The following is a 19,412-nucleotide window of genomic DNA, read 5'->3' as shown; positions in this document are numbered from 1 at the left end:
GTTAGCTCCTGGGTGTCCGGCTATCCGTCCAGGGATTAAACGCCGGTTCGTCCTGTTCCCTGTTACCGTCATCGTGAAGAGAGTCGAGGTAGAGGGCTTCAACTTCCGCCCGCGCCCATGGGGTGCGGCGCAGGAACTTCAGACTCGATTTAACACTCGGGTCCTTGCGAAAACAGTTGATTTTGATTCGGTTGCCCAGTTCATTCCAGCCATATCGCGCAACCAGCGCGTTAACCTGCATTTCGAGGGTTACGCCATGCAAAGGATCGTTGGAAATATGTGCTGTCATAGGCGTCCGGTAGTCTCATTTTTTATGGGGATGTGATAAACGCTCAAAGGTTACAAGAAAGCAGGGGACGCGGCAATTTCAGCGTGAGGTTCTTCACCCGTGAAGAGTGAAGAAGATTTTCCGGTTAACGCTATTTTTTAAACAGTTCAGGCGCCCACGGCGTCGGGTCTACCTCCATAAAGGGCGCACGCTCAAAGCGGGACTTCAGCGCCCAGGGCACCGTACAGTCGAAAATCGTTTTGCAGGTGATCCCGTTGCCACGAATGGAGGGGCTGTAGTCTGGGGCCTGAGACGGATCGAGCTGGTGTCCGCGGATCCCCGGCAGATGGGTGATGCTGACATCGCCCTGCATACGGGTGGTCATCGCCCACAGGATGTCGTCGCTGTCGAAAATATCCACATCTTCGTCGACGAGAATAATGTTTTTAAGCTCGGAATAGGTGGCTAACGCGATGAGTGCCGCCTGACCCTGACGCCCTTCGTCAGAGGGCTGGCGTTTTTTCACCTGCAATACGCCAAGGAACTTGCCGCCGCCAGCGGTATGCGCATAGACGTTTTGCAGAAAACCGGGGATGGCTTCTTCCACCGCATTACGGATGCTGGCCTCCGTTGGCAAACCGGCCAGCGTGGTGTGCTCCTCGCCCGGTCCTACCAGGGTTTGCAGGATCGCCTGATGACGCATCGTGACGGCCTTCACTTTGATTACCGGTAAGGAGGGGTTAGCTTCCCCGCAGTAGCCGGGAAATTCCGGCATCGCGTGCCCGGTGTGGGTATGCTGATCTTCTTCTACACGCACGCCCGGCAGCAGTTCGCCTTCGATGATAATTTCCGCACGCGCTATCGCTTTTTCATTTACGGCCACACCCTGCACCAGCTCTACGGGGGTCTGACGTAACGCGCCGGCGACACCCAGCTCGTTGTAGCCGAAGGGCGTGGTAGGGGCTTCGAAACAGGCGCCAATATAGATAGCGGGATCGAGACCCATATTGATCGTGACCGGCAACGGTTTGCCCGCCTCCTCGGCTTTCTTACGGAACACTTCAATATGGCGGCCTGCGGCAAGGAACATGGAGAGCTCATCGCGCTCCTGCACGCAGAGACGGTGAATAGTGACATCGGTCAGTGAGGCATCTTCCGGATCGCTTGCCAGCACCAGCCCCAGACAGAAGAACGGACCGGCATCTATCGGCGTGTTGGTCGGTGCCGGAAGCAATTTACGCAGATCGAAGTCCGGATCGTCGGCATAAAACACCTGTTCCTGACACGGCGCCTGTGCCGCCGGAACCACAACGGGAGCAATCGGGTTTTTCACGGCCTGGCCGACATGTTTTGCCAGTTCAGAGGGCTCGCAGCCCAACAGGAGCGCCGCCCGCTCGCGGCTGGCGTGCATTCCGACCAGAATACGCGAGTCGGGATATCCCTTAATAGCGTTAAACATCATCGCCGGGCCAATGCGCGTCGGACGTTTTACCGTGCCGCCAGCACCAATATGCCGGTACACACCCGCCAGCTCCGCGTCAGGATTGACCGGATGGCTGGTTTCAAGGTATTGACCTTCATGGCGTTTGAGCAGTTCGATAGCACTTCTGAGATCGTTGATGTGTTTTTTCATATTTCCCTCCTCGGATGAAGGCTTCCATTCTTAACCGGAAGAAGAGGGCTATCAATTGCATCATTTATGCTATTTTAATATGAATTTTATTATCAATAATAAAGGCATGGTATGCAGTTTCGACTGATGCGCAATTTTATCGTGGTGGCGGAAGAGCTTCACATGCATCGGGCGGCGGAGCGCCTTAACATGGCGCAGCCAGCGCTGAGCCAGCAGATAAAAACGCTTGAAGATCGTCTTGGGGTCTTGCTCTTTAGCCGGGCGAATCGTCGCCTGACGCTGACGCCAGCCGGTGAGGCATTTCTCATTAAAGCCAGAGTCGCGATTTTAATGACCGATCAGGCGATTCTGGATGCCAGACAGACGGCCAGAGGGGAACAGGGCGTGCTGAATCTCGGATGTGTTTCAAGTGCGATATTCGACAGTAAGCTACCCGCCGCGCTGCGGCTTTTACATGAGAAATGGCCCGCCATCAGCCTTTCTATGATGACGGGTAACGTGCAAACCCTTTATACCGGCGTGCAAAGCAACCAGCTGGATGTGGCCATTATTCGTGCCCCGTTACCGCTATTGCCTGACGATCTGCAAAGCCGTCCATTTACAACGGAAAAGGCCGTGCTGGCCTTACCTCGTCAACATAGCCTGGCGGGCTCCGCCGCGCTGACGCTTGCGTCGGTGAAAGAGGAGAAGTGGATCGCCCTGCGCGACCCGGAGGGGATGGGGCTGGAGCAATATTTCTATGATGCCTGCCACAGCGCGGGCATACAGCCTGACGTTGTGCAAAATGCCACCGATGTCCCCACGGTGATAAGTCTCGTCTCGGCAGGGTTTGGCATCGCCATGCTGCCGGCTTCAGCGAAGGCGATATGCGTACAAAACGTCGTCTTTGTGGATATTCTTGACCGACTCCGGAAGAGCGAGCTGACGCTGGTTTGCCACCGGATTATTCGCTCTGAGATCCTGAAAAAATTGATGAGCATCCTCGATCATACCTGACGTCCGGCGGCCTGAAGAAGCTGTTCTCGCAGCCAGCGGTTAGCCGGATCCTGGCTGTTTTTTGGGTGCCAGTACATACCGATGACGATCGGAGGGAGATCCAGCGGCGGCGGAAAAATATCAAGCGTTTGCGTGAACCGTAGCAACATGCGTCTGGGTAGGGTGCAGAGCAAATCGGTACCGGCAACAATCGCAGGCGCCATCGCATAGCTTTGCGTCGACATCACCACGTTACGCTGGTGGCCAAGCCCCGCCAGATGCTGATCGACAAAGCCCGCGAACGGGTCGCCCTCGGATGAAACCACCAGGTGGGAAAGGCTACAATAGCTTTCCAGATCCATCGGCCCCGTACCGCGCGGATGGCCTTTTCGCTGGGCTGTGGCATATTCATCGTCAAACAGCTTGCGTCTGACCCATGCATCGTGCGCCCCCGCGTTAACGCCGACATAAATATCCACATCGCCATTTTCCATCTGCGCTGGCAGCAGCGGGGTTTCCGGGAGCGAAAACGCAGGCGGATGCCTGGTGCTGCGCTGCTAATCTGATTCTGCAACTCTGCCCCCAGCATCAGCGCCGGGTTCTCGTGCAGGGCAATCACAAAGGTGCGGGTGCTGTTATGCGCGTTGAACGTGGTGGGTTCAAGCATCGCCGGCTGGCTGATGCCCAGCCGCGCGGCGGCATGGGTGATATTCTGATCCCTGAGTAACGCATCCAGCGTCAGGATCAGGTCCATATCCATATCGGAGGAGGGCATCTTATTGTGCGTCATAGCTTGCTGCCGTTATTCAACAGGGAAGGTTAGCCATTGCCAGAAAAGCAGTCACTGCATTACCTGGCTCCTGCATGCGGCTGATCATGACCAGATTTGCGGTCAACGCCTGAGCATTCAGGTTGCGGTAAATCAGTCCGGGTATTTGCACCTGTTGCAGGGGGGCGGGAACCAGCGCCAGACCGAGCCCGGCTGCGGCAAATGCCAGAACGCTTAGCGTACTGTTTGAACGATGTGCCACGCAAAAACCATCCCCGAGCTGCTGCGCCAGCAGCACAGTCAGATTTTCATTGGCGTCATGCGCGTCGTACAGGACCAGGGGATGACCGGCGAGCATTTCAACGGAGAGGTGCGGATGGATGGCTAAGGGATGATCGTCACACATTGCGATTATCATCTCCCAGTTTCCGGTTTTCTGCACCCTGATCTGCGGATCGGCTGTCGTACTGTTATCCGGTGTATAACCGACATCAATATGCCCTGCGAGGATCGCAGCTACCTGTTTCTGGGGAGCGATTTCCTGAATGGTGACTTCTGCATCCGGATGGGTTTTACGGAAGCGACGTACATCGGTAATCATTTTGCCACTAAAAATGGCGTTACCGGCAAAACCGACCCGTACACGCCCTGTCTCTCCCCGTATCGCACGCTGGACTGCCAGACGCGTGTGTTCCATCTGTTCCAGCATCAGTCTGGCTTCGCTGAGAAGAAGCGATCCGGCCTCAGTAAGTTCCACACGACGGCTGGTGCGGATAAACAGCGGACCGCCTAACTCGGTTTCAAGGGCTTTAATCTGCATGCTGAGCGCAGGCTGAACAATATTGAGTCGCTCAGCCGCGCGTCCAAAATGCTCTTCCTCTGCAACAGCCAAAAAATAGCGTAAGTGCCGGAGTTCCATTGCCACCCTGTCTCATCATTAAAAATGATTGTTTAGTAAAATATATATATTTGAGTATAAACCGCTTCACGGCCAAACTGAACGCATCAACTCAAACAGGAATCAAACAATGCAAACTCACCAACTGCAAGACCGTCAGGATCTTAACGACCTCATGAATGGCTGGATGCACCGCGACCTGGGCGAATGGGAGCAGCTGCGTAATCTTTTTCATCCGGACGGCACAATCGAAATTACGTGGTTCGAAGGGCTCGCGAGCGATTTTGTCGAGGGTTCCATGCGTATGGGCGCTTCAGATTTGCGCACAAAACATATGATTGGCTCGCCCGTCGTCACTTTTAACGACCGCGGCGACAAAGCGATTCTTGAAACCAATGCGATGATCATCGCTGAAAATATAAAACTTAATATTGGATGCGAATGCCACAATCGTTTCTACGATCTGGCAGAAAAGAGAGAGGGCGTATGGAAACTGTTCCATCGTCAGAGTATCTACGACATGGGTATTTTCACCTTTCCGCTGGGCCCGGTTGAGATTGATTCAAAAATTGCTGCCAACTATCCGCGGGAATATGCCGCGCTAGCTTATCTGCTGGAACAAAGCGGTTTCCCCCTCGGCCGCGTATTTGCCACGCGTGACAGTGAACTAGAAGCGAATATGAAAGCGAACGCAAAAAAATGGCTGGCTGTCTGACAGGTTGAGCGCAGGGCCGAACAGATTTCGCCGGCTGGTTAATACCCGGCCGCGGGGCCCTGGGCGTGAGATAGCGGTCCCAGGCTGAAATATTTAGCCTGGGACGCAGAGACTCTCTTATTGGGCGTCCCGGTTGGTATAGGTCACCGGAACCCACGCGTAGCCTTCCCGCTCACCTTTCTTCACATACCCGATCCCGGGGAAAGGCAGATGTGGCGCCGCAATCAGATCTTTGTTTTTCATAAACTCAGCGAACGCTGCGTTGCGTACCCGGGCGGCTCCGTCCTGATCCTCATCGTAAGCAATCGTCACGTTGGGCTGTGGGAACTGAACCGCGGCAACGTGAATGATGTCGCCGACAAAGGTAATTTTTTCACCTTTGCTCTCCAGCGTGTAGAACGCGGACCCTGGGGTGTGGCCCGGGTGAACCGTACCGCTGATGCCCGGCAGAAGCTGTTCCGTCCCGGAGAAAGTCTTCACTTTTCCGGCATCCAGATAGGGCTTTAAGGTCTTGTGCGCGACGTCGAAGTAGTTCTGGTCATAGCCAGATTTTTTCTGGTTCTCGTCGTTAAAGAAGAAATCGATATCCGGTTTGCCGACATACACCTGTGCGCGGGTAAATACGCGCTGACCGTCTTTGACCAGGCCGCCTGCATGATCGGAGTGCGCGTGGGTGATCAGGATATCGGTGATGTCCTGCGGCCTGATGCCCTGCGTCGCCAGGCTTTCAATCAGCCGCCCGCCTTTGCCGGGGCCAAAAAGCTGACCGGAGCCGGTATCCACCAGAATTTTGTGGCCGGGCATAGCGATATAGAACGCGTTAATCGATGCTTCCACCGGATTGGCCTGGAAGTTTTTGGCCAGTAACGCATCGGTATTTTCCGCCGTCGTCCGGCGCAGTAAGGCGTGCAGGTCCTGCGGCACGCTGCCGTCCGTAAAGGCGGTGACAATCGTATCGCCAACCTGAACGCTGTAGCCGCCGGCCTGCTGTTTCACCACATGCTGCGGAACGCTGGCCACCGCGTGGATCGCGGGAAAGAATAAAACCGAACCGGTCAACAGGGTTGATAACGCAAGTTTTTTCACAGTAAACATGATGGGCTCCTCAATAGTAAGTTCATCATAGTTCAACTGAGATTTTTGAGAACAGCAGGGAAGTGAATGTGACCTATCCATGAAATGGATAGGTCTGAGAGGATGCTTTACAGCACGCCGGTACCGCCGTCAGAGCACCATACTTGTCCGGAGGCGTATGAGCAGGTATCTGAGGCAAAAAGCACATACAGCGGTGCGATTTCAACCGGCTGGCCCGGTCGGCCCAGGGGCGTATCTTCCCCGAACTTCTGAACTTTGGACTGCGGCTGACCGCCGCTGGACTGAAGAGGCGTCCAGTATGGACCTGGCGCGACGGCATTCACCCGAATGCCACGCGGCCCCAACTGCTGAGCCAGAGACTTGGTAAATGCCACGTTACAGGCTTTGGTCTGCGCATAGTCCACCAGGATCGCGCTCGGTTTAAACGCCTGAACGGAAGTGGTGTTGATGATCACGGCGCCTTCCTGCAAATGGCGCAGCGCAGCTTTAGTGATCCAGAAGGGGGCATAGACGTTGGTTTTAAACGTCGCGTCGAAATCTGCCGTGGTGAGATCGTCGATCGATTCGCAGTACTGCTGGCGTCCGGCGTTGTTCACCAGGATATCCAGGCCACCCAGTTCCGCGACGGCTTTTTCCACCAGCGTATCGCAGAACGACTCCACGCGAATGTCGCCGGGAATGGCGACCGCTTTACGGCCTTCGGCCCGAATCAGCGCAATGACCGATGCCGCATCGGACTCCTCTTCCGGGAGATAGCCAATAGCCACATCTGCACCTTCACGGGCATAGGCGATCGCTACCGCGCGACCAATTCCGGAATCACCGCCGGTAATCAGCGCTTTTTTTCCTGCCAGTTTTCCTGACCCGATATAACTTGTTTCACCATGATCCGGTATTGGCTTCATTTCAGATGCCAGCCCGGGGGCCCTTTGCGGTTGTTCAGCAAACGGTGGACGAGGGTAATGCAGCGTGTGATTATTTCCTGTAGACATACCGGCCTCCTTAATAGTGAATTCCAAGATTAGTCGTTAATTAAACGTAAGCGGGCAAAATTGACAAATTCAGACAAATCTATCTTCTGGTAGCGGATATAAAATATTTTCTCAAGCCAGCATGTAATACCAGAAAAGGGCGACCTCATCTTTTTCCGGCAGGGCGTTGTAAAGGTAGCGATCGTAACCGCCGAGAATAAACCCATAGTGACGATAGAACTGACAGGCAGAAACATTAACGTTCTGCGTCTCCAGCCGTAACCCGGGCGCATTGAGGCTTCGCGCCCAGACGTGGGTGGCGGACATCAGCTTGTGCGCCGCGCCCGTACGGCGTTTTGAACGCTCCACGGCAATGTAATCCACCGAAATAAATTTATTCCAGTTGCAGGACGCGGTAATAAAACCGGCGATTTCACCGTCATCCGTTTCGGCGATAAGAAATATTGAATCCGGATTAACGCAATGATTTTCCAGCGTCTGGAGATCAAGTTCATAGGTTTTAAGATAAGGTTCGGTCAGCGCCTCGATATGCAAATCACCATTGAGAAATGGCTCTCTGGCAATCTCATCAACCTTGAAAGAAAAATCACAACATTCAAGGCGGGCGAGGTCTGTACTTAATCCTTTTCGAATATGCATAGTATTCCTTAAGTGGGAGTTATAAATAGATAATAGACGAAGCGGCATCCCCTGCTGGCATAACACTCTGTAGATCCTGGTCTAAGCTTGTATTTCGTTCCGCGTAAAAGGTGGTCATTCGAGGACAATGAATGGAATTCAGAACATGTCGCAGGCACTGGGGTGCTGAGTTTATTTCCGATGACGTTGTACGTTTTCGCGTCTGGGCAGAAGGGCAGAAAGATCTCACATTACGTTTAACCGATACCGATATTCCCATGGCGGCGGTGGGCGACGGTTGGTTTCAGATTGACGTGCCCGGCGTCAGGCACGGTACGACCTATCAGTTTGTTTTACAGGATGGAATGGCGGTGCCGGATCCGGCCTCACGCGCGCAGCAGGCTGACGTCAACGGCCCGTCGGTGGTGATCGACCCGCGTCGCAGCCAGCCCACTCAGCGGGAATGGCAAGGACGACCGTGGGAAGAGACGGTGATCTACGAGCTGCATATCGGCACCTTCACCGGGGAAGGAACCTTCAGGGCGGCCATCGACAAACTGCCTTATCTGGCCGGGCTGGGTATTACGCAACTGGAAGTGATGCCCGTGTCCCAGTTCGGGGGCGCGCGCGGATGGGGGTATGACGGCGTACTGCTGTATGCCCCGCACTCGGCTTATGGCACACCGGATGATTTTCATGCCTTCATTGATGCCGCCCACGCGCTCGGGCTTTCCGTGGTGCTGGATATCGTACTCAACCACTTTGGCCCGGAAGGTAATTACCTGCCGTTGCTCTCGCCAGCGTTTTTCCATCGGGATCGTATGACCCCGTGGGGCAACGGTATTGCCTATGAGGTTGAGGCCGTCCGGCAATACATCGCCGAGGCGCCGTTATTCTGGCTCTCGGAGTATCATCTTGACGGTCTGCGCTTCGACGCCATCGACCAGATCCATGACGACGCTGAGACCCATATTCTTCCCGAGATAGCGCAACGGATCCGCGACGCATTTCCGGATCGGCATATCCATCTGACCACCGAAGACAGTCGCAACGTGATTTTCCTGCATCCGCGCGATGAGCATGGTCAGACGCCGCTTTTCACCGCCGAATGGAATGATGATTTTCACAACGCCGCGCATGTCTTCGCGACCGGGGAATCACACGCCTATTATCAGGATTTTGCCTTTGAGCCGGAGAAAAAACTGGCGCGGGCGCTGGCAGAGGGCTTTGTCTACCAGGGGGAAATCTCGCTTCAGACCGGAAAGTCGCGCGGGGTAGAGTGTCGCGAGCAACCTCCGCAGTTTTTTGTCGATTTTATTCAGAATCACGACCAGGTCGGCAACCGTGCCCAGGGGGAGAGGCTTATCTCTCTGGCAGGCGCGGATAAAACGCGTGTGCTGTTTGCGGCGCTGCTTATGTCGCCCCATATTCCGCTGCTGTTTATGGGCGAGGAGTATGGCGAAACGCATCCGTTCCTCTTTTTCACCGACTTCCACGGCGACCTGGCGAAAGCCGTGCGGGAAGGGCGCGCGAAAGAGTTTACCGGCCATGCCGGGCACGATGAAACCGTACCGGACCCCAATGACGTAAATACCTTTATGCGGTCGAAGCTTGACTGGAACAAGGCAGACACGGAGGAAGGCAGGGCGTGGCTGCACGCTACGCGCGAACTGATTGCGCTGCGTCAGCGCTTTATCGTCCCGCTACTGAAACAGCGGGGCGCCGTGGAGGGTAACGTCCTGCAAACGGCGCTCGGCATGGTTGCCGTGAGCTGGCGTTTCCCGTCCGGTACGCTGTCGCTGGCGCTGAATATCGGCAAAAAGCCGCTCGCCTTACCGAACCTGCCCGGAAAAACGATCTTTAGCTGGCCGGAGGCAGTCGATAACCTGCCGCCAAACAGCATTGTTGTTCGCTTAGCTGATGGAGAAGCAGCGCTATGATCCCTTCCTCTACTTACCGAATTCAGTTTCGCAACGGCATGACCTTCGATCGCGTGGTGGACCTGATTCCGTATATGAAAGACCTTGGAATTAGCCATCTTTACGCGTCGCCTGTTTTCACCGCAACCACGGATTCCACCCACGGCTATGACGTGACCGACCCCAACGAAATCGACCCGGCGATTGGCGGGCGGGAAGGGTTTGACCGCATGGCGGCAGCGCTGAAACAGGCGGGGATGGGGCTGATTCTGGATATCGTTCCTAACCATATGTCGACCTCGCTGGAAAACCGCTGGTGGCGCGATGTTATAGAACAAGGCAGGCAGAGCCGCTATGCGGCGTATTTTGATATCGACTGGTCCCGACCGCTGACGTTGCCGTTTCTTGGCGACACCTTTGAAGCCGAGCTGGAGCGGGGGGCTATCACCTTAAAACGTGACAGTGTCACCAACAGCGCAGCGCTGGTTTACTATGATACCGCCTATCCGCTTAATCCCGGCACGTATGCCGAAGGCAAGAGCATCGCTGAGATCCACGAGGCGCAAAGCTGGCGGCTGATGTCCTGGCGGGAAGCGCCGAAACAGCTTTCATGGCGGCGCTTTTTTGAAATCACCGGGCTGGTCGGCGTGCGGGTAGAGGATGAGGCGGTCTTCGCAGACACGCACCGCCTGATCCTTGAGCTTGTTCACGCCGGGGTTGTCGACGGCCTGCGCATTGACCATGTGGACGGGCTTGCCGATCCGCTGGGCTATTTGCAGCGCCTGCGTGCGGCGACCGGGCCGGATTGCTACATCACGGTTGAGAAGATCCTCGCCAAAGGGGAACAGCTTCCTCCGGAGTGGCCGGTCTCGGGTACTACGGGCTATGAGTTTATTGCCTCGCTGGCGGAAGTGCTGGTGGATGATACCAACCTCTCGCGACTGGAGACGCTCTACGACGAGACGCTGGGTACGACCGTGGACAGGCAGGCGGAACTTCGCAAAGCCAAAGGGCTGATGACCGATCGTAATTTTGAAGGTGAATTTACCACGCTGCTCAAAATCGCCAGCGAGCTGGCCGGGCATAACGGCGCCGAAGTGGAGCATGAGGATATCCGCCATGCCCTGCGCGAGCTGCTTATCGCGTTTCCAGTGTATCGCACCTACGGCACCGGAGAGGGGCTGACGCCACCGGATGTGGCGCTGCTCAGTCGCGTGGTCGCCAGCGTCGACACCTCTGAACCCGCGCTCAGCCTGATCGTGCGTATTCTTACCGGCGATCTGCCGGAGGATGACCACGCGCTGGCCTCGCTTTTCCGCACCCGTTTTCAGCAACTGACCGGGCCGCTGATGGCGAAATCGGTAGAGGATACGCTGTTCTTTCGCCATAACCTGGAGCTGGCCCTGAACGAAGTCGGCGCTGACCCGACGCCGCGCGCATTTTCACTTTCCCGTTTTCATCAGGAGATGCGCATTCGTCTTGCCCGCCAGCCCGATGCGCTGCTGGGAACCTCCACCCACGACACCAAACGCGGCGAGGATGCTCGAGCGCGTCTGTATACGCTGACGGAAGCGCCAGATCTGTGGGGAGAAAACCTGGCGCGCTGGCGGCAGATGAACCAGACGCAGGTCCGATTCCTCAACGACGGCACCGCGCCGAACGCCGCCGACACCTGGATGATCTTCCAGGCGCTGGCGGGCGTCTGGCCAGCCACGCTGTCGCCAGACGATCATGATGGTCTTAAGTCACTGGAAGAGCGTTTCCTCGGCTTTATTGAGAAAGCCCTGCGCGAGGCCAAGCAGCGTACCGACTGGATCGACAGCAACGAAGGGTACGAGAGCGTGGTGCTGGACTACGTGCGCCATCTGCTCTCCCCGGATAACACCCTGTTCCTGCGTGATTTCAGTGCCGCACTCCAGCCGTTTATTCGGGCTGGGTTAATGAACAGCCTGAGCCAGACGGTGATCAAGCTGACTGCGCCAGGCGTACCGGACATCTACCAGGGCAGCGAAGGGCTTAACTTCAGCCTGGTCGACCCGGATAACCGCCGCGAACCGGATTTCACCGCGCTGGCGGAAAACCTCAGCGTAGCGGATGGAACCATTTTTAACGATGCGCAACGCTGGCGAGACGGCAGCGTGAAGCAGTACGTCACCGCCACGCTGTTACGGCTGCGGCCGCATTACCCCGCGCTTTTCCGCTACGGCGACTGGCTGCCGCTGAAGGTGACCGGCGAGCGGGAGGAGAATCTGATCGTTTATGCCCGCATAAAAGATGACGAGGCGCTGATCGTCGCCGTGCCGCGTCTGGTGTTTGACGTCACCGACAATGCGATGCTGTGGGCCAATACTACGGTGGCCATACCCCAGGAGCTGGCCGGGAAGCACTACCGGGATCTGTTTACCGGTGAGCGCCGCCTTCTGCCAGAGACGCTGGATTTAACGTCTGAAAAGGGATGTTTGTTGGTTCTGCTTACCTGCGACTAATCGAGGAGAACAAAAATGCCAAAGGATACAACGTTTGAAATTCGGGCCGGTCATGGCCAGCAGTTGGGCGCAAATTATGACGGGAAAGGGGTGAACTTCGCTCTGTTTTCCGCCCACGCGGAGCGGGTAGAGCTGTGTCTGTTTGATCCTTCGGGAAAAACAGAAATAGCCCGCCTGGAACTGCCGGAATATACCCATGAGGTCTGGCACGGCTATGTGCCGGATCTGAAACCGGGGGCGCTGTATGGTTACCGTGTGTATGGCCCTTACGATCCGGAGAACGGTCACCGCTTCAATCCCAATAAGCTGCTTATTGACCCCTATGCCCGTGAACTGGTGGGTGACATTGAGTGGAACGATGCCCACTTCGGCTATGAGCTGGGACACGATGAGCTGGATCTCAGCTTTGATACGCGAGACAGCGCGCCGTTTACGCCCAAATGTAAGGTCATCGACCCCAATGCCGTCGACTGGCAAGACTCCCGCCGACCCCATATCCCGTGGCCGCATACCGTGGTTTATGAGAGCCACGTAAAAGGCTTTACCCAGCTTAACCCGGCTATTCCGCCTGAATTGTGCGGTACGTTTGAGGGGATGGGGCATAAAGCGTCGGTGGAGTATATCAAAAGCCTCGGCATTACCTCGGTCGAGCTGCTGCCGGTTCACTGGTTCCCTGACGATCAGCACCTGCTCAATCGCGGCCTGAAAAACTTCTGGGGCTATAACTCGCTCGGTTTCTTTGCGCCAGCGTCCCGCTATTACGGCCCGGCGGGGATCAAGGGTTTCCGCGACATGGTGCGTGCCTATCATGACGCGGGCATCGAGGTGATCCTCGACGTGGTCTATAACCACACGGCGGAGGGCAACGAGCTGGGGCCAACCCTGTCGTTTAAGGGGATTGATAACTTCTGCTATTACCGCACCATGCCGGATCAGCACCGGTATTACATCAACGACACCGGCACCGGAAACACCGTTAATACTTCACACCCGCGCGTATTGCAGATGGTCATGGACTCCCTGCGTTACTGGGCGGAATCGATGCAGATTGACGGTTTCCGCTTTGACCTCGGGACCATTCTCGGACGTGAGCCGGAGGGGTTCGATCCGCGCGGCGGCTTCTTCGATGCCGTGACCCAGGATCCGGTGCTGTCGAAGCTGAAGCTCATCGGTGAGCCGTGGGATATCGGCCCCGGCGGGTATCAGGTGGGAGGCTTCCCGCCTGGCTGGGGTGAGTGGAACGACAAATACCGCGATACGGTACGTGAATACTGGAAGGGGGATAACGTCTCTAACGATTTTGCCGCCCGTCTGTTAGGGTCCGGTGATTTGTACGATCTGCGCGGGCGTCGTCCGTGGGCCAGCGTCAATTTTATTACCGCGCATGACGGCTTCACGCTGAACGACCTGGTGTCGTATAACGAGAAACATAACGCCGATAACGGGGAAGATAATAACGACGGACATAACGATAACCGGTCGTATAACTACGGCGAAGAGGGGCCGACGGAGAATCCGGATATCATCGCCACCCGCGAGCGGCAAAAGCGCAACTTCCTCACCACGCTCTTCTTCTCGCACGGCACGCCGATGCTGCTGGCAGGTGATGAATTTGGCCGGACGCAAAAGGGCAATAATAACGGCTATTGTCAGGACAGCGAGATCTCCTGGGTAAACTGGGAAGGACTCACTGAAAACGACGAGAAGCTGCGCGACTTTACCCGTCAGTTGATTGCCCTGCGCGCGACGCAGCCGCTGCTGCGACGTGAGAACTGGCGCGACGGGCTGGAGATCCGCTGGTTTAACGCCGGTGGCGGACCGCAGCAGTCGGAACAATGGGACGAGGGTTCCACCCTTGGTCTTGCCATCAGCCGCCCGGATCTTAAGCAGGAAGAGGGCGTCTGGCACGACGTGCTGATGCTGTTTAACCCGTTTGAAGGCACGGTTCCATTCCAGATCCCGCAGTTTGGCGAAGGGGGCTGGGTGCTGGAGCTTTCGACGGCGGATGAGGCCCCCACAGGGGAAATCATCACGGAATCCGTCGATTATGAACTGGCCGGGCGGAGTATGACGCTTTTCCGCCGTCCTTAAAGCGAGGCCGCCGCGCGTGCGGCGGTATCATACAGGGAGGAGATCGCGCGGAGTAACTGCGCGGTCTCGCCAATTGATGCTCCCGGAATGCCGCTTTCCGCATGAATGTTGATCAGGCAGGCCTCCCGCACCTCCCGGTACTTCATGCACAGCGCTTTTCCCTCCTCCGTGGTGGAGAAAAAAAGCTCTTTTCCGGCTTTCTCGCTGGTGACATATCCCGCCTTGACCAGCTTTTTCAGCGCATACGTCACCACGTGGGTATCTTCCACGTTCAGCACAAAGCAGATGTCGGCCAGCTTTTTCTTGCGGTTGCGGTGATTCACGTGGTGCAGAAGCGAAACGTCAAAGGCCCCCATATCCGGTTCACCCGCAGCGGTCATGCAGCGCACCATCCATTTGTTAAACGCATTGCTGGTCATGATCAGCGCATATTCCAGCTCTGATAATTCAGCACACCGCTCTGAGACGAGATGACGGGAGGAGACGATTCGCCCGTCCGCAATATCGTCGTGGTTTAACGCTGTCGTCTTTTTCTTTACTGTCATAACGATCCTTCCCCCGAAATGTAAACCCGTCGATAAAATAAGAACATTTTATTGATAAATTGTTTACATGTTTTTGACGTTCAGATATAGCTTTTTAGTGCAGGTTCTGTGGAGCCTGACGCAAAACACAACATCGCGCGCCGTAATGCACCGGCTTCGCTCTGCTGCGAAGTATAAAAAATAGCCGTCGGCGCGCAACGCTCACTTTGGATAGGGTAACGTTTATGGACAGTTCTACACTGTTGCCACTTATCGGGATTCCGGTGGTGGTTATTGGTTTTGCACTGCGTTTCAACCCGCTGCTGGTTGTCGTGGTGGCGGGGCTGGCGACGGGCCTGCTGGTTGGCATGGATTTCGGTATGCTGCTGGAAACCTTTGGCGAAAAGTTCGTGAATAGCCGATCGCTTGCCACCTTCATTCTGATCCTGCCAGTGATTGGCCTGCTGGAGTATTACGGGCTGAAAGAGCGCGCCCAGGCCTGGGTCGCGAAGATCGCCAGCGCCACCTCGGCGCGTATCCTGATGCTCTACTTTGTCGCCCGCGAAGGGACGGCTGCGCTGGGCCTGATGTCCCTTGGCGGCCACGCGCAAACGGTGCGTCCGCTGCTGGCGCCGATGGCGGAAGGGGCGGCCCTGAATGAATACGGCGAACTGCCGCAGACTATCCGCGACAAAATCAAAGCCCATGCCGCCGCGTGTGACAATATCGCGGTTTTCTTTGGGGAAGATATCTTTATCGCCTTTGGCGCGGTACTGCTGATTGATGCGTTCCTGAAAGAGAACGGGATCGAGGGGATCGAACCGCTGCATATCGGCCTGTGGGCCATTCCGACCGCTATTGCGGCACTAATCATCCATATGACGCGTCTGCTGCGCCTCGATGCCAGCATTCGTCGCGACGTGATGGCCTGGAAAGCAGAGCAGGGTACGCAGGAGATCGCACCATGATGACCCTCATCACCATTAACCGCGTGTATTACCTGATCGGCTTCGTCGTGATGCTGCTGGTTGTGATGACCCTTCGCGACCGCGCTAACCCGAAACGCTATACCACGGCGCTGTTCTGGTTTCTGTTCGGCGGGATCTTCCTGTTTGGCGATCTGATGGTGCAGGAGCTGGGTAAGTCGCTGGCGTATCGCATTATTGGCGGCGCCGTTATCGTGATTGCGCTGCTGGCCGGTTTCGGGCTGGTCGGGAAGGGGCACTATAAAATGTCCACCGAGGAGGAGCGTGTTGCCTCGTCGAACCGGCTGAAAAACTGGCTATTCTTGCCCGCGCTGATGATCCCCGTGGTAACGGTCATCGGGACGCTGTTTCTGAAAGGCGTGTCGATTGGCGGCGTTTATCTGCTCGACCAGAAACAGCTTACGCTGGCGGCGCTGTGCGTGGCCTGCGTGGCGGCTATCCTTACCGGCTGGTGGCTGACAAAAGGTACGCCGCTGCATGCGGTGCGTCAGTCGCGTCGGCTGGTCGATACCATTGGCTGGGCGGTGATCCTGCCGCAGATGCTCGCCATGCTCGGCGGGGTGTTTGTGGTGGCGAATACCGGCGAATCGGTACAAAAGGTGGTCAGCCTGTTTGTGAACCCGGACAGCCGCTTCATGCTGGTGGTCATTTACTGCGTGGGGATGGCGCTGTTTACCATGATCATGGGTAATGCCTTCGCAGCCTTCCCGGTGTTAAGCGCCGGTATCGCTCTGCCATTCCTGATTAACGTCCATCACGGTAATCCGGCGCCGCTGCTGGCTATCGGTATGTACGCAGGCTATTGCGGCACGCTGATGACGCCGATGGCCGCCAACTTCAACATTGTGCCCGCCGCGCTGCTGGAGCTAAAAGACAAATACCAGGTTATCAAGATCCAGATCCCGACCGCGTTAACCCTGCTGGTGGTGAACGTGTTCTTAATGTATTTCCTCGTGTTTCGCTAAGGAGCTGCAATGGAATTAACGCAACATCAGGCTGACGCCTTCGCCAGAATGCCGTTGACCTATTTACGTCAGGAATACCCGAACCACATTATGCATCTGCTCAACGATGACGGCGACGTTCTGCCGCCTCGCGAGCTGCACCCGATCTTTTACGGCTGTTTTGACTGGCACTCTGCGGTGCACGGCTACTGGCTGCTGCTGCGCTGTCTGCGTCTCTGGCCCGAACTGCCGTGCCGGGAAGAGATCATCACTCTGTTCGAAGAACACCTGACCGACGAGAAGGTGGCGAAGGAGCTGGCCTATTTTACCGCGCCGTTCCGCGCGTCGTTTGAGCGGCCTTATGGCTACGGCTGGCTGCTGGCGCTGGCGCAGGAGCTGAAACAGTCGTCACTGCCACAGGCGGAGCGCTGGTACCAGACGCTGCAACCGTTAACGCGGGATATTCGCCAGCGGCTGGTGGATTACCTCAGCAAGCTCACCTATCCCATCCGCGTCGGAACACATTACAACACGGCGTTTGCGCTCGCGCTGGGGCTGGATTATGCCCGGGCGGTGACGGATGACGGGCTTGAACAGGCGATCCTGGACGCGGCGACGCGCTTTTATCATACGGACACGCAATATCCGGCGCATTATGAGCCGGGCGGCGACGAGTATATCTCCGGGGCGCTGACCGAGGCCCTGCTGATGAGTAAGGTGGTGGAGAATTTCCCGGCCTGGTTTGATGCGTTTCTGCCTGAAGTGGGTGCCGTTTCGGCGCTGATGAACCCGGCTGAGGTAAGCGACCGCACCGACCCGAAAATCGCACATCTGGACGGGCTTAACCTCAGCCGCGCGTGGTGTATGAAACACATTGCCCGCGCTTTGCCGGAAAACCACCCGGCGCAACAGGCGTTACAGGATGCCGTTGCGCGCCATCTCTCGGCAAGCGTGGAGCATGTTGTCGGCAGTCACTACAGCGGCGGCCACTGGCTGGCGAGTTTTGCGCTGCTGGCGCTGGAGTAGCGCTTAGTTATATTTTCGTGCTCATCCTGTTTCCGCAGGATGAGTGATTTTACGCAACCGGCTCGCGCTGACGACGACCGCTACCGCAGAAGCTGCGGCGGCGACCCACAGCGCAACATGAATTGACCTTTCATCTGCGGCCAGCAGAACGGCCACGGCGGCGGCGCCAAGACACTGCCCGAACGTGCGCATAATGGATAAAACACCGGATGCATAGCTCGCATGCTCACGAATAACGTTGGAGAGCATTTCCCGGTTATTGGGACTCTGAAAGCAGCCAAACCCCACTCCGCACACCAGACTCCGCAGGCAGATATCCCACACTGAAGGGCGGTCGGGTAATGTTGCCAGCAGGATCAAACCGACGACAAAAATCATCAGCCCCAGTGTGGATATCGCCGGGGCTGAAATCGTGTCTGCCCACCGGCCTGCATGCGGCGCAATCAGTACGATCCCTAGCGGCCACGGCGTAAACAGCAGGGCAGACAACACCGGGCTGTAGCCGTATTCGCTCTGAAACAGGAAGGGCAGCGCAATAAAGGTGATCCCCTGGCTGACAAAAGCAATCATCGACGTGAAGGCCGCGAGGGTAAAACGTTCATTTTTAAACATCATCGGCGGCAGTAAGGGATTATCCGCGCGGCGGATCTGCCAGATAAACGCCATGCCGCTCAGCGCAGCGAGCATTGTCCAGCAAAGGCTACCGGGATGATAGTCCTGGAGGCTGTTCGCCGCCATGATCGTCGACCCCAACAGCAGCGCCGACAATATCGCGCCCGGGGTGTCGAAAGGCGCTTGCTTTCGAACCGCATCCCGCGGCAGCGCTTTGACCGCCAGCAGTAAGGCGAGGGTGCCGGGAACAACATTTATCGCAAACAGCCATTGCCAGCTCAGGGTGTGAAGGATCGTCCCGCCCAATACCGGGCCGATAGCGGAGCTGGAGGCGATGAGCAGGGCGTGTAACCCCAGAATGCGGCCAAGCAATCGCCCGGGAAATACGGACCGCAGGATTGCGGGGGCAATACTCAGCGTCGCCGCGCCGCCGATCCCCTGAAGCACGCGCATACCGATAAGCATTTCGGGTGTATTCGCCAGCGCGCAACCCAGTGATGTCAGGGTAAAGGTCGTCAGACCTGCCAGAAATACGGGGCGATAACCCAGGCGGGCCGCAAGCGCCGCGAATATCGCCAGCGTCATCGCAGCCGCCAGCAGATACCCGTTGGCGAACCAGACGGCAATACTGGCAGGTACCTGCATCTCCTGAGCCATGGAGGGCAGGGCAATGTTGATCATGGTGCCATCAAACACGCCCATTAAGGTGGTGGTCATAATTGCGGCCATCACCCGTGCGCGCGCCGGGCCGGGAAGTCCTTCGTCGCCGGGTTGACTGGAAAAGAGCGTCATTATGTTTTCCTCTGAGAAGAGTGTATGGATGACAAAACTATAAAGATGGCTTTTACAGGGCGGAAGGCG

General features: G+C 56.6%; 16 protein-coding genes and 1 pseudogene. 8 read left to right on the top strand and 9 right to left on the bottom strand.

The genetic code is table 11. From position 1 onward, the window contains the following. Position 1 precedes the first annotated feature (1 nt). Positions 2 to 289, bottom strand: a complete 288-nt coding sequence (locus ACOTX5_RS10795) for a VF530 family DNA-binding protein (protein WP_045911747.1) — start codon at positions 287 to 289, stop codon at positions 2 to 4. A 130-nt stretch (positions 290 to 419) separates the two neighbouring features. Next, positions 420 to 1,901 carry a UbiD family decarboxylase gene (locus ACOTX5_RS10790; RefSeq protein ID WP_045911746.1) on the bottom strand — a complete coding sequence of 494 codons (1,482 nt, stop codon included), beginning with the start codon at positions 1,899 to 1,901 and terminating at the stop codon, positions 420 to 422. A gap of 111 nt (positions 1,902 to 2,012) precedes the next feature. On the opposite strand from ACOTX5_RS10790, the gene ACOTX5_RS10785 reads away from it, so the two are divergent. Next, positions 2,013 to 2,897, top strand: a complete 885-nt coding sequence (locus ACOTX5_RS10785) for a LysR substrate-binding domain-containing protein (RefSeq protein WP_045911745.1) — start codon at positions 2,013 to 2,015, stop codon at positions 2,895 to 2,897. On the opposite strand, the pseudogene ACOTX5_RS10780 reads toward ACOTX5_RS10785, so the two are convergent. Together ACOTX5_RS10780 and ACOTX5_RS10775 are read right to left on the bottom strand one after the other, a co-directional pair. Beyond that, a pseudogene (locus ACOTX5_RS10780) lies at positions 2,888 to 3,543 on the bottom strand (LysR substrate-binding domain-containing protein). The gene ACOTX5_RS10785 and the pseudogene ACOTX5_RS10780 sit on opposite strands and share 10 nt — an antisense overlap. 139 nt (positions 3,544 to 3,682) lie before the next feature. After that, positions 3,683 to 4,564 (bottom strand): LysR substrate-binding domain-containing protein, encoded by an 882-nt coding sequence (locus ACOTX5_RS10775; RefSeq protein WP_017693407.1) that lies wholly within the window; start codon positions 4,562 to 4,564, stop codon positions 3,683 to 3,685. Positions 4,565 to 4,673: 109 nt separating this feature from the next. Between ACOTX5_RS10775 and ACOTX5_RS10770 the strand changes: the two genes are divergently transcribed. Further along, on the top strand, positions 4,674 to 5,258 hold the full coding sequence (locus tag ACOTX5_RS10770; protein ID WP_015570507.1) for a nuclear transport factor 2 family protein: 585 nt from the start codon (positions 4,674 to 4,676) through the stop codon (positions 5,256 to 5,258). A gap of 117 nt (positions 5,259 to 5,375) precedes the next feature. Here the strand turns inward: ACOTX5_RS10770 and ACOTX5_RS10765 are convergent, their stop codons facing one another. From ACOTX5_RS10765 to ACOTX5_RS10755, 3 genes are all read right to left on the bottom strand, one after another. Continuing rightward, a complete protein-coding gene (locus ACOTX5_RS10765) occupies positions 5,376 to 6,353 on the bottom strand; it encodes an MBL fold metallo-hydrolase (protein WP_045911743.1) in 978 nt (325 codons plus the stop codon). A gap of 107 nt (positions 6,354 to 6,460) precedes the next feature. Next, positions 6,461 to 7,345 carry an SDR family oxidoreductase gene (locus ACOTX5_RS10760; RefSeq protein WP_017382335.1) on the bottom strand — a complete coding sequence of 295 codons (885 nt, stop codon included), beginning with the start codon at positions 7,343 to 7,345 and terminating at the stop codon, positions 6,461 to 6,463. A gap of 111 nt (positions 7,346 to 7,456) precedes the next feature. After that, complete coding sequence (locus ACOTX5_RS10755; protein WP_032653615.1) at positions 7,457 to 7,984, bottom strand: GNAT family N-acetyltransferase; 528 nt, start codon at positions 7,982 to 7,984, stop codon at positions 7,457 to 7,459. Between the two features lie 131 nt (positions 7,985 to 8,115). Between ACOTX5_RS10755 and treZ the strand changes: the two genes are divergently transcribed. Genes treZ through glgX form a run of 3 tightly spaced genes read left to right on the top strand, consistent with a single transcriptional unit; the run spans position 8,116 to position 14,459 of the window. Beyond that, the gene (gene treZ, locus ACOTX5_RS10750) at positions 8,116 to 9,903 is read left to right on the top strand and encodes a malto-oligosyltrehalose trehalohydrolase (protein WP_047727088.1); all 1,788 of its coding nucleotides are present in this window, start codon (positions 8,116 to 8,118) and stop codon (positions 9,901 to 9,903) included. After that, positions 9,900 to 12,368 carry a malto-oligosyltrehalose synthase gene (gene treY / locus ACOTX5_RS10745; protein ID WP_045911741.1) on the top strand — a complete coding sequence of 823 codons (2,469 nt, stop codon included), beginning with the start codon at positions 9,900 to 9,902 and terminating at the stop codon, positions 12,366 to 12,368. The genes treZ and treY overlap by 4 nt, the downstream gene beginning before the upstream one ends. Positions 12,369 to 12,383: 15 nt before the next feature. Continuing rightward, positions 12,384 to 14,459 carry a glycogen debranching protein GlgX gene (gene glgX, locus ACOTX5_RS10740; RefSeq protein ID WP_045911740.1) on the top strand — a complete coding sequence of 692 codons (2,076 nt, stop codon included), beginning with the start codon at positions 12,384 to 12,386 and terminating at the stop codon, positions 14,457 to 14,459. Here glgX and ACOTX5_RS10735 read toward each other — a convergent pair. Beyond that, positions 14,456 to 15,004 (bottom strand): winged helix DNA-binding protein, encoded by a 549-nt coding sequence (locus ACOTX5_RS10735; protein ID WP_003857118.1) that lies wholly within the window; start codon positions 15,002 to 15,004, stop codon positions 14,456 to 14,458. The genes glgX and ACOTX5_RS10735 overlap by 4 nt on opposite strands. Positions 15,005 to 15,228: 224 nt before the next feature. Here ACOTX5_RS10735 and ACOTX5_RS10730 point away from each other — a divergent pair, with 224 nt between their 5' ends. The 3 genes from ACOTX5_RS10730 to ACOTX5_RS10720 are packed head-to-tail and all read left to right on the top strand — an operon-like array spanning position 15,229 to position 17,939. After that, positions 15,229 to 15,951 carry a DUF969 domain-containing protein gene (locus ACOTX5_RS10730; protein ID WP_003857121.1) on the top strand — a complete coding sequence of 241 codons (723 nt, stop codon included), beginning with the start codon at positions 15,229 to 15,231 and terminating at the stop codon, positions 15,949 to 15,951. Continuing rightward, positions 15,948 to 16,934, top strand: coding sequence for a DUF979 domain-containing protein (locus tag ACOTX5_RS10725; protein ID WP_017382341.1), 987 nt, complete (start codon positions 15,948 to 15,950; stop codon positions 16,932 to 16,934). Before ACOTX5_RS10730 ends, ACOTX5_RS10725 begins: the two co-directional genes overlap by 4 nt. A 9-nt stretch (positions 16,935 to 16,943) precedes the next feature. Then, positions 16,944 to 17,939, top strand: coding sequence for a DUF2891 domain-containing protein (locus tag ACOTX5_RS10720; RefSeq protein ID WP_015570513.1), 996 nt, complete (start codon positions 16,944 to 16,946; stop codon positions 17,937 to 17,939). A 21-nt stretch (positions 17,940 to 17,960) separates the two neighbouring features. On the opposite strand, the gene ACOTX5_RS10715 is transcribed toward ACOTX5_RS10720, so the two are convergent. Then, positions 17,961 to 19,343 (bottom strand): MFS transporter, encoded by a 1,383-nt coding sequence (locus tag ACOTX5_RS10715; RefSeq protein ID WP_045911739.1) that lies wholly within the window; start codon positions 19,341 to 19,343, stop codon positions 17,961 to 17,963. Positions 19,344 to 19,412 lie beyond the last annotated feature (69 nt).

Source organism: Enterobacter cloacae complex sp. IR5441, assembly GCF_049238215.1.
Taxonomy (GTDB): domain Bacteria; phylum Pseudomonadota; class Gammaproteobacteria; order Enterobacterales; family Enterobacteriaceae; genus Enterobacter; species Enterobacter hormaechei_C.
This window is presented reverse-complemented; position numbering and strand designations above follow the sequence as displayed.

What these genes read in the sequence shown, in the direction of transcription:
- ACOTX5_RS10775 (WP_017693407.1), bottom strand. Translation starts at nt 4,564, where the DNA reads ATGGAACTCCGGCACTTACGCTATTTTTTGGCTGTTGCAGAGGAAGAG.
- ACOTX5_RS10785 (WP_045911745.1), top strand. Translation starts at nt 2,013, where the DNA reads ATGCAGTTTCGACTGATGCGCAATTTTATCGTGGTGGCGGAAGAGCTT.
- ACOTX5_RS10765 (WP_045911743.1), bottom strand. Translation starts at nt 6,353, where the DNA reads ATGTTTACTGTGAAAAAACTTGCGTTATCAACCCTGTTGACCGGTTCG.
- ACOTX5_RS10760 (WP_017382335.1), bottom strand. Translation starts at nt 7,345, where the DNA reads ATGTCTACAGGAAATAATCACACGCTGCATTACCCTCGTCCACCGTTT.
- treZ (WP_047727088.1), top strand. Translation starts at nt 8,116, where the DNA reads ATGGAATTCAGAACATGTCGCAGGCACTGGGGTGCTGAGTTTATTTCC.
- ACOTX5_RS10795 (WP_045911747.1), bottom strand. Translation starts at nt 289, where the DNA reads ATGACAGCACATATTTCCAACGATCCTTTGCATGGCGTAACCCTCGAA.
- ACOTX5_RS10770 (WP_015570507.1), top strand. Translation starts at nt 4,674, where the DNA reads ATGCAAACTCACCAACTGCAAGACCGTCAGGATCTTAACGACCTCATG.
- glgX (WP_045911740.1), top strand. Translation starts at nt 12,384, where the DNA reads ATGCCAAAGGATACAACGTTTGAAATTCGGGCCGGTCATGGCCAGCAG.
- ACOTX5_RS10790 (WP_045911746.1), bottom strand. Translation starts at nt 1,901, where the DNA reads ATGAAAAAACACATCAACGATCTCAGAAGTGCTATCGAACTGCTCAAA.
- treY (WP_045911741.1), top strand. Translation starts at nt 9,900, where the DNA reads ATGATCCCTTCCTCTACTTACCGAATTCAGTTTCGCAACGGCATGACC.
- ACOTX5_RS10730 (WP_003857121.1), top strand. Translation starts at nt 15,229, where the DNA reads ATGGACAGTTCTACACTGTTGCCACTTATCGGGATTCCGGTGGTGGTT.
- ACOTX5_RS10735 (WP_003857118.1), bottom strand. Translation starts at nt 15,004, where the DNA reads ATGACAGTAAAGAAAAAGACGACAGCGTTAAACCACGACGATATTGCG.
- ACOTX5_RS10720 (WP_015570513.1), top strand. Translation starts at nt 16,944, where the DNA reads ATGGAATTAACGCAACATCAGGCTGACGCCTTCGCCAGAATGCCGTTG.
- ACOTX5_RS10755 (WP_032653615.1), bottom strand. Translation starts at nt 7,984, where the DNA reads ATGCATATTCGAAAAGGATTAAGTACAGACCTCGCCCGCCTTGAATGT.
- ACOTX5_RS10725 (WP_017382341.1), top strand. Translation starts at nt 15,948, where the DNA reads ATGATGACCCTCATCACCATTAACCGCGTGTATTACCTGATCGGCTTC.
- ACOTX5_RS10715 (WP_045911739.1), bottom strand. Translation starts at nt 19,343, where the DNA reads ATGACGCTCTTTTCCAGTCAACCCGGCGACGAAGGACTTCCCGGCCCG.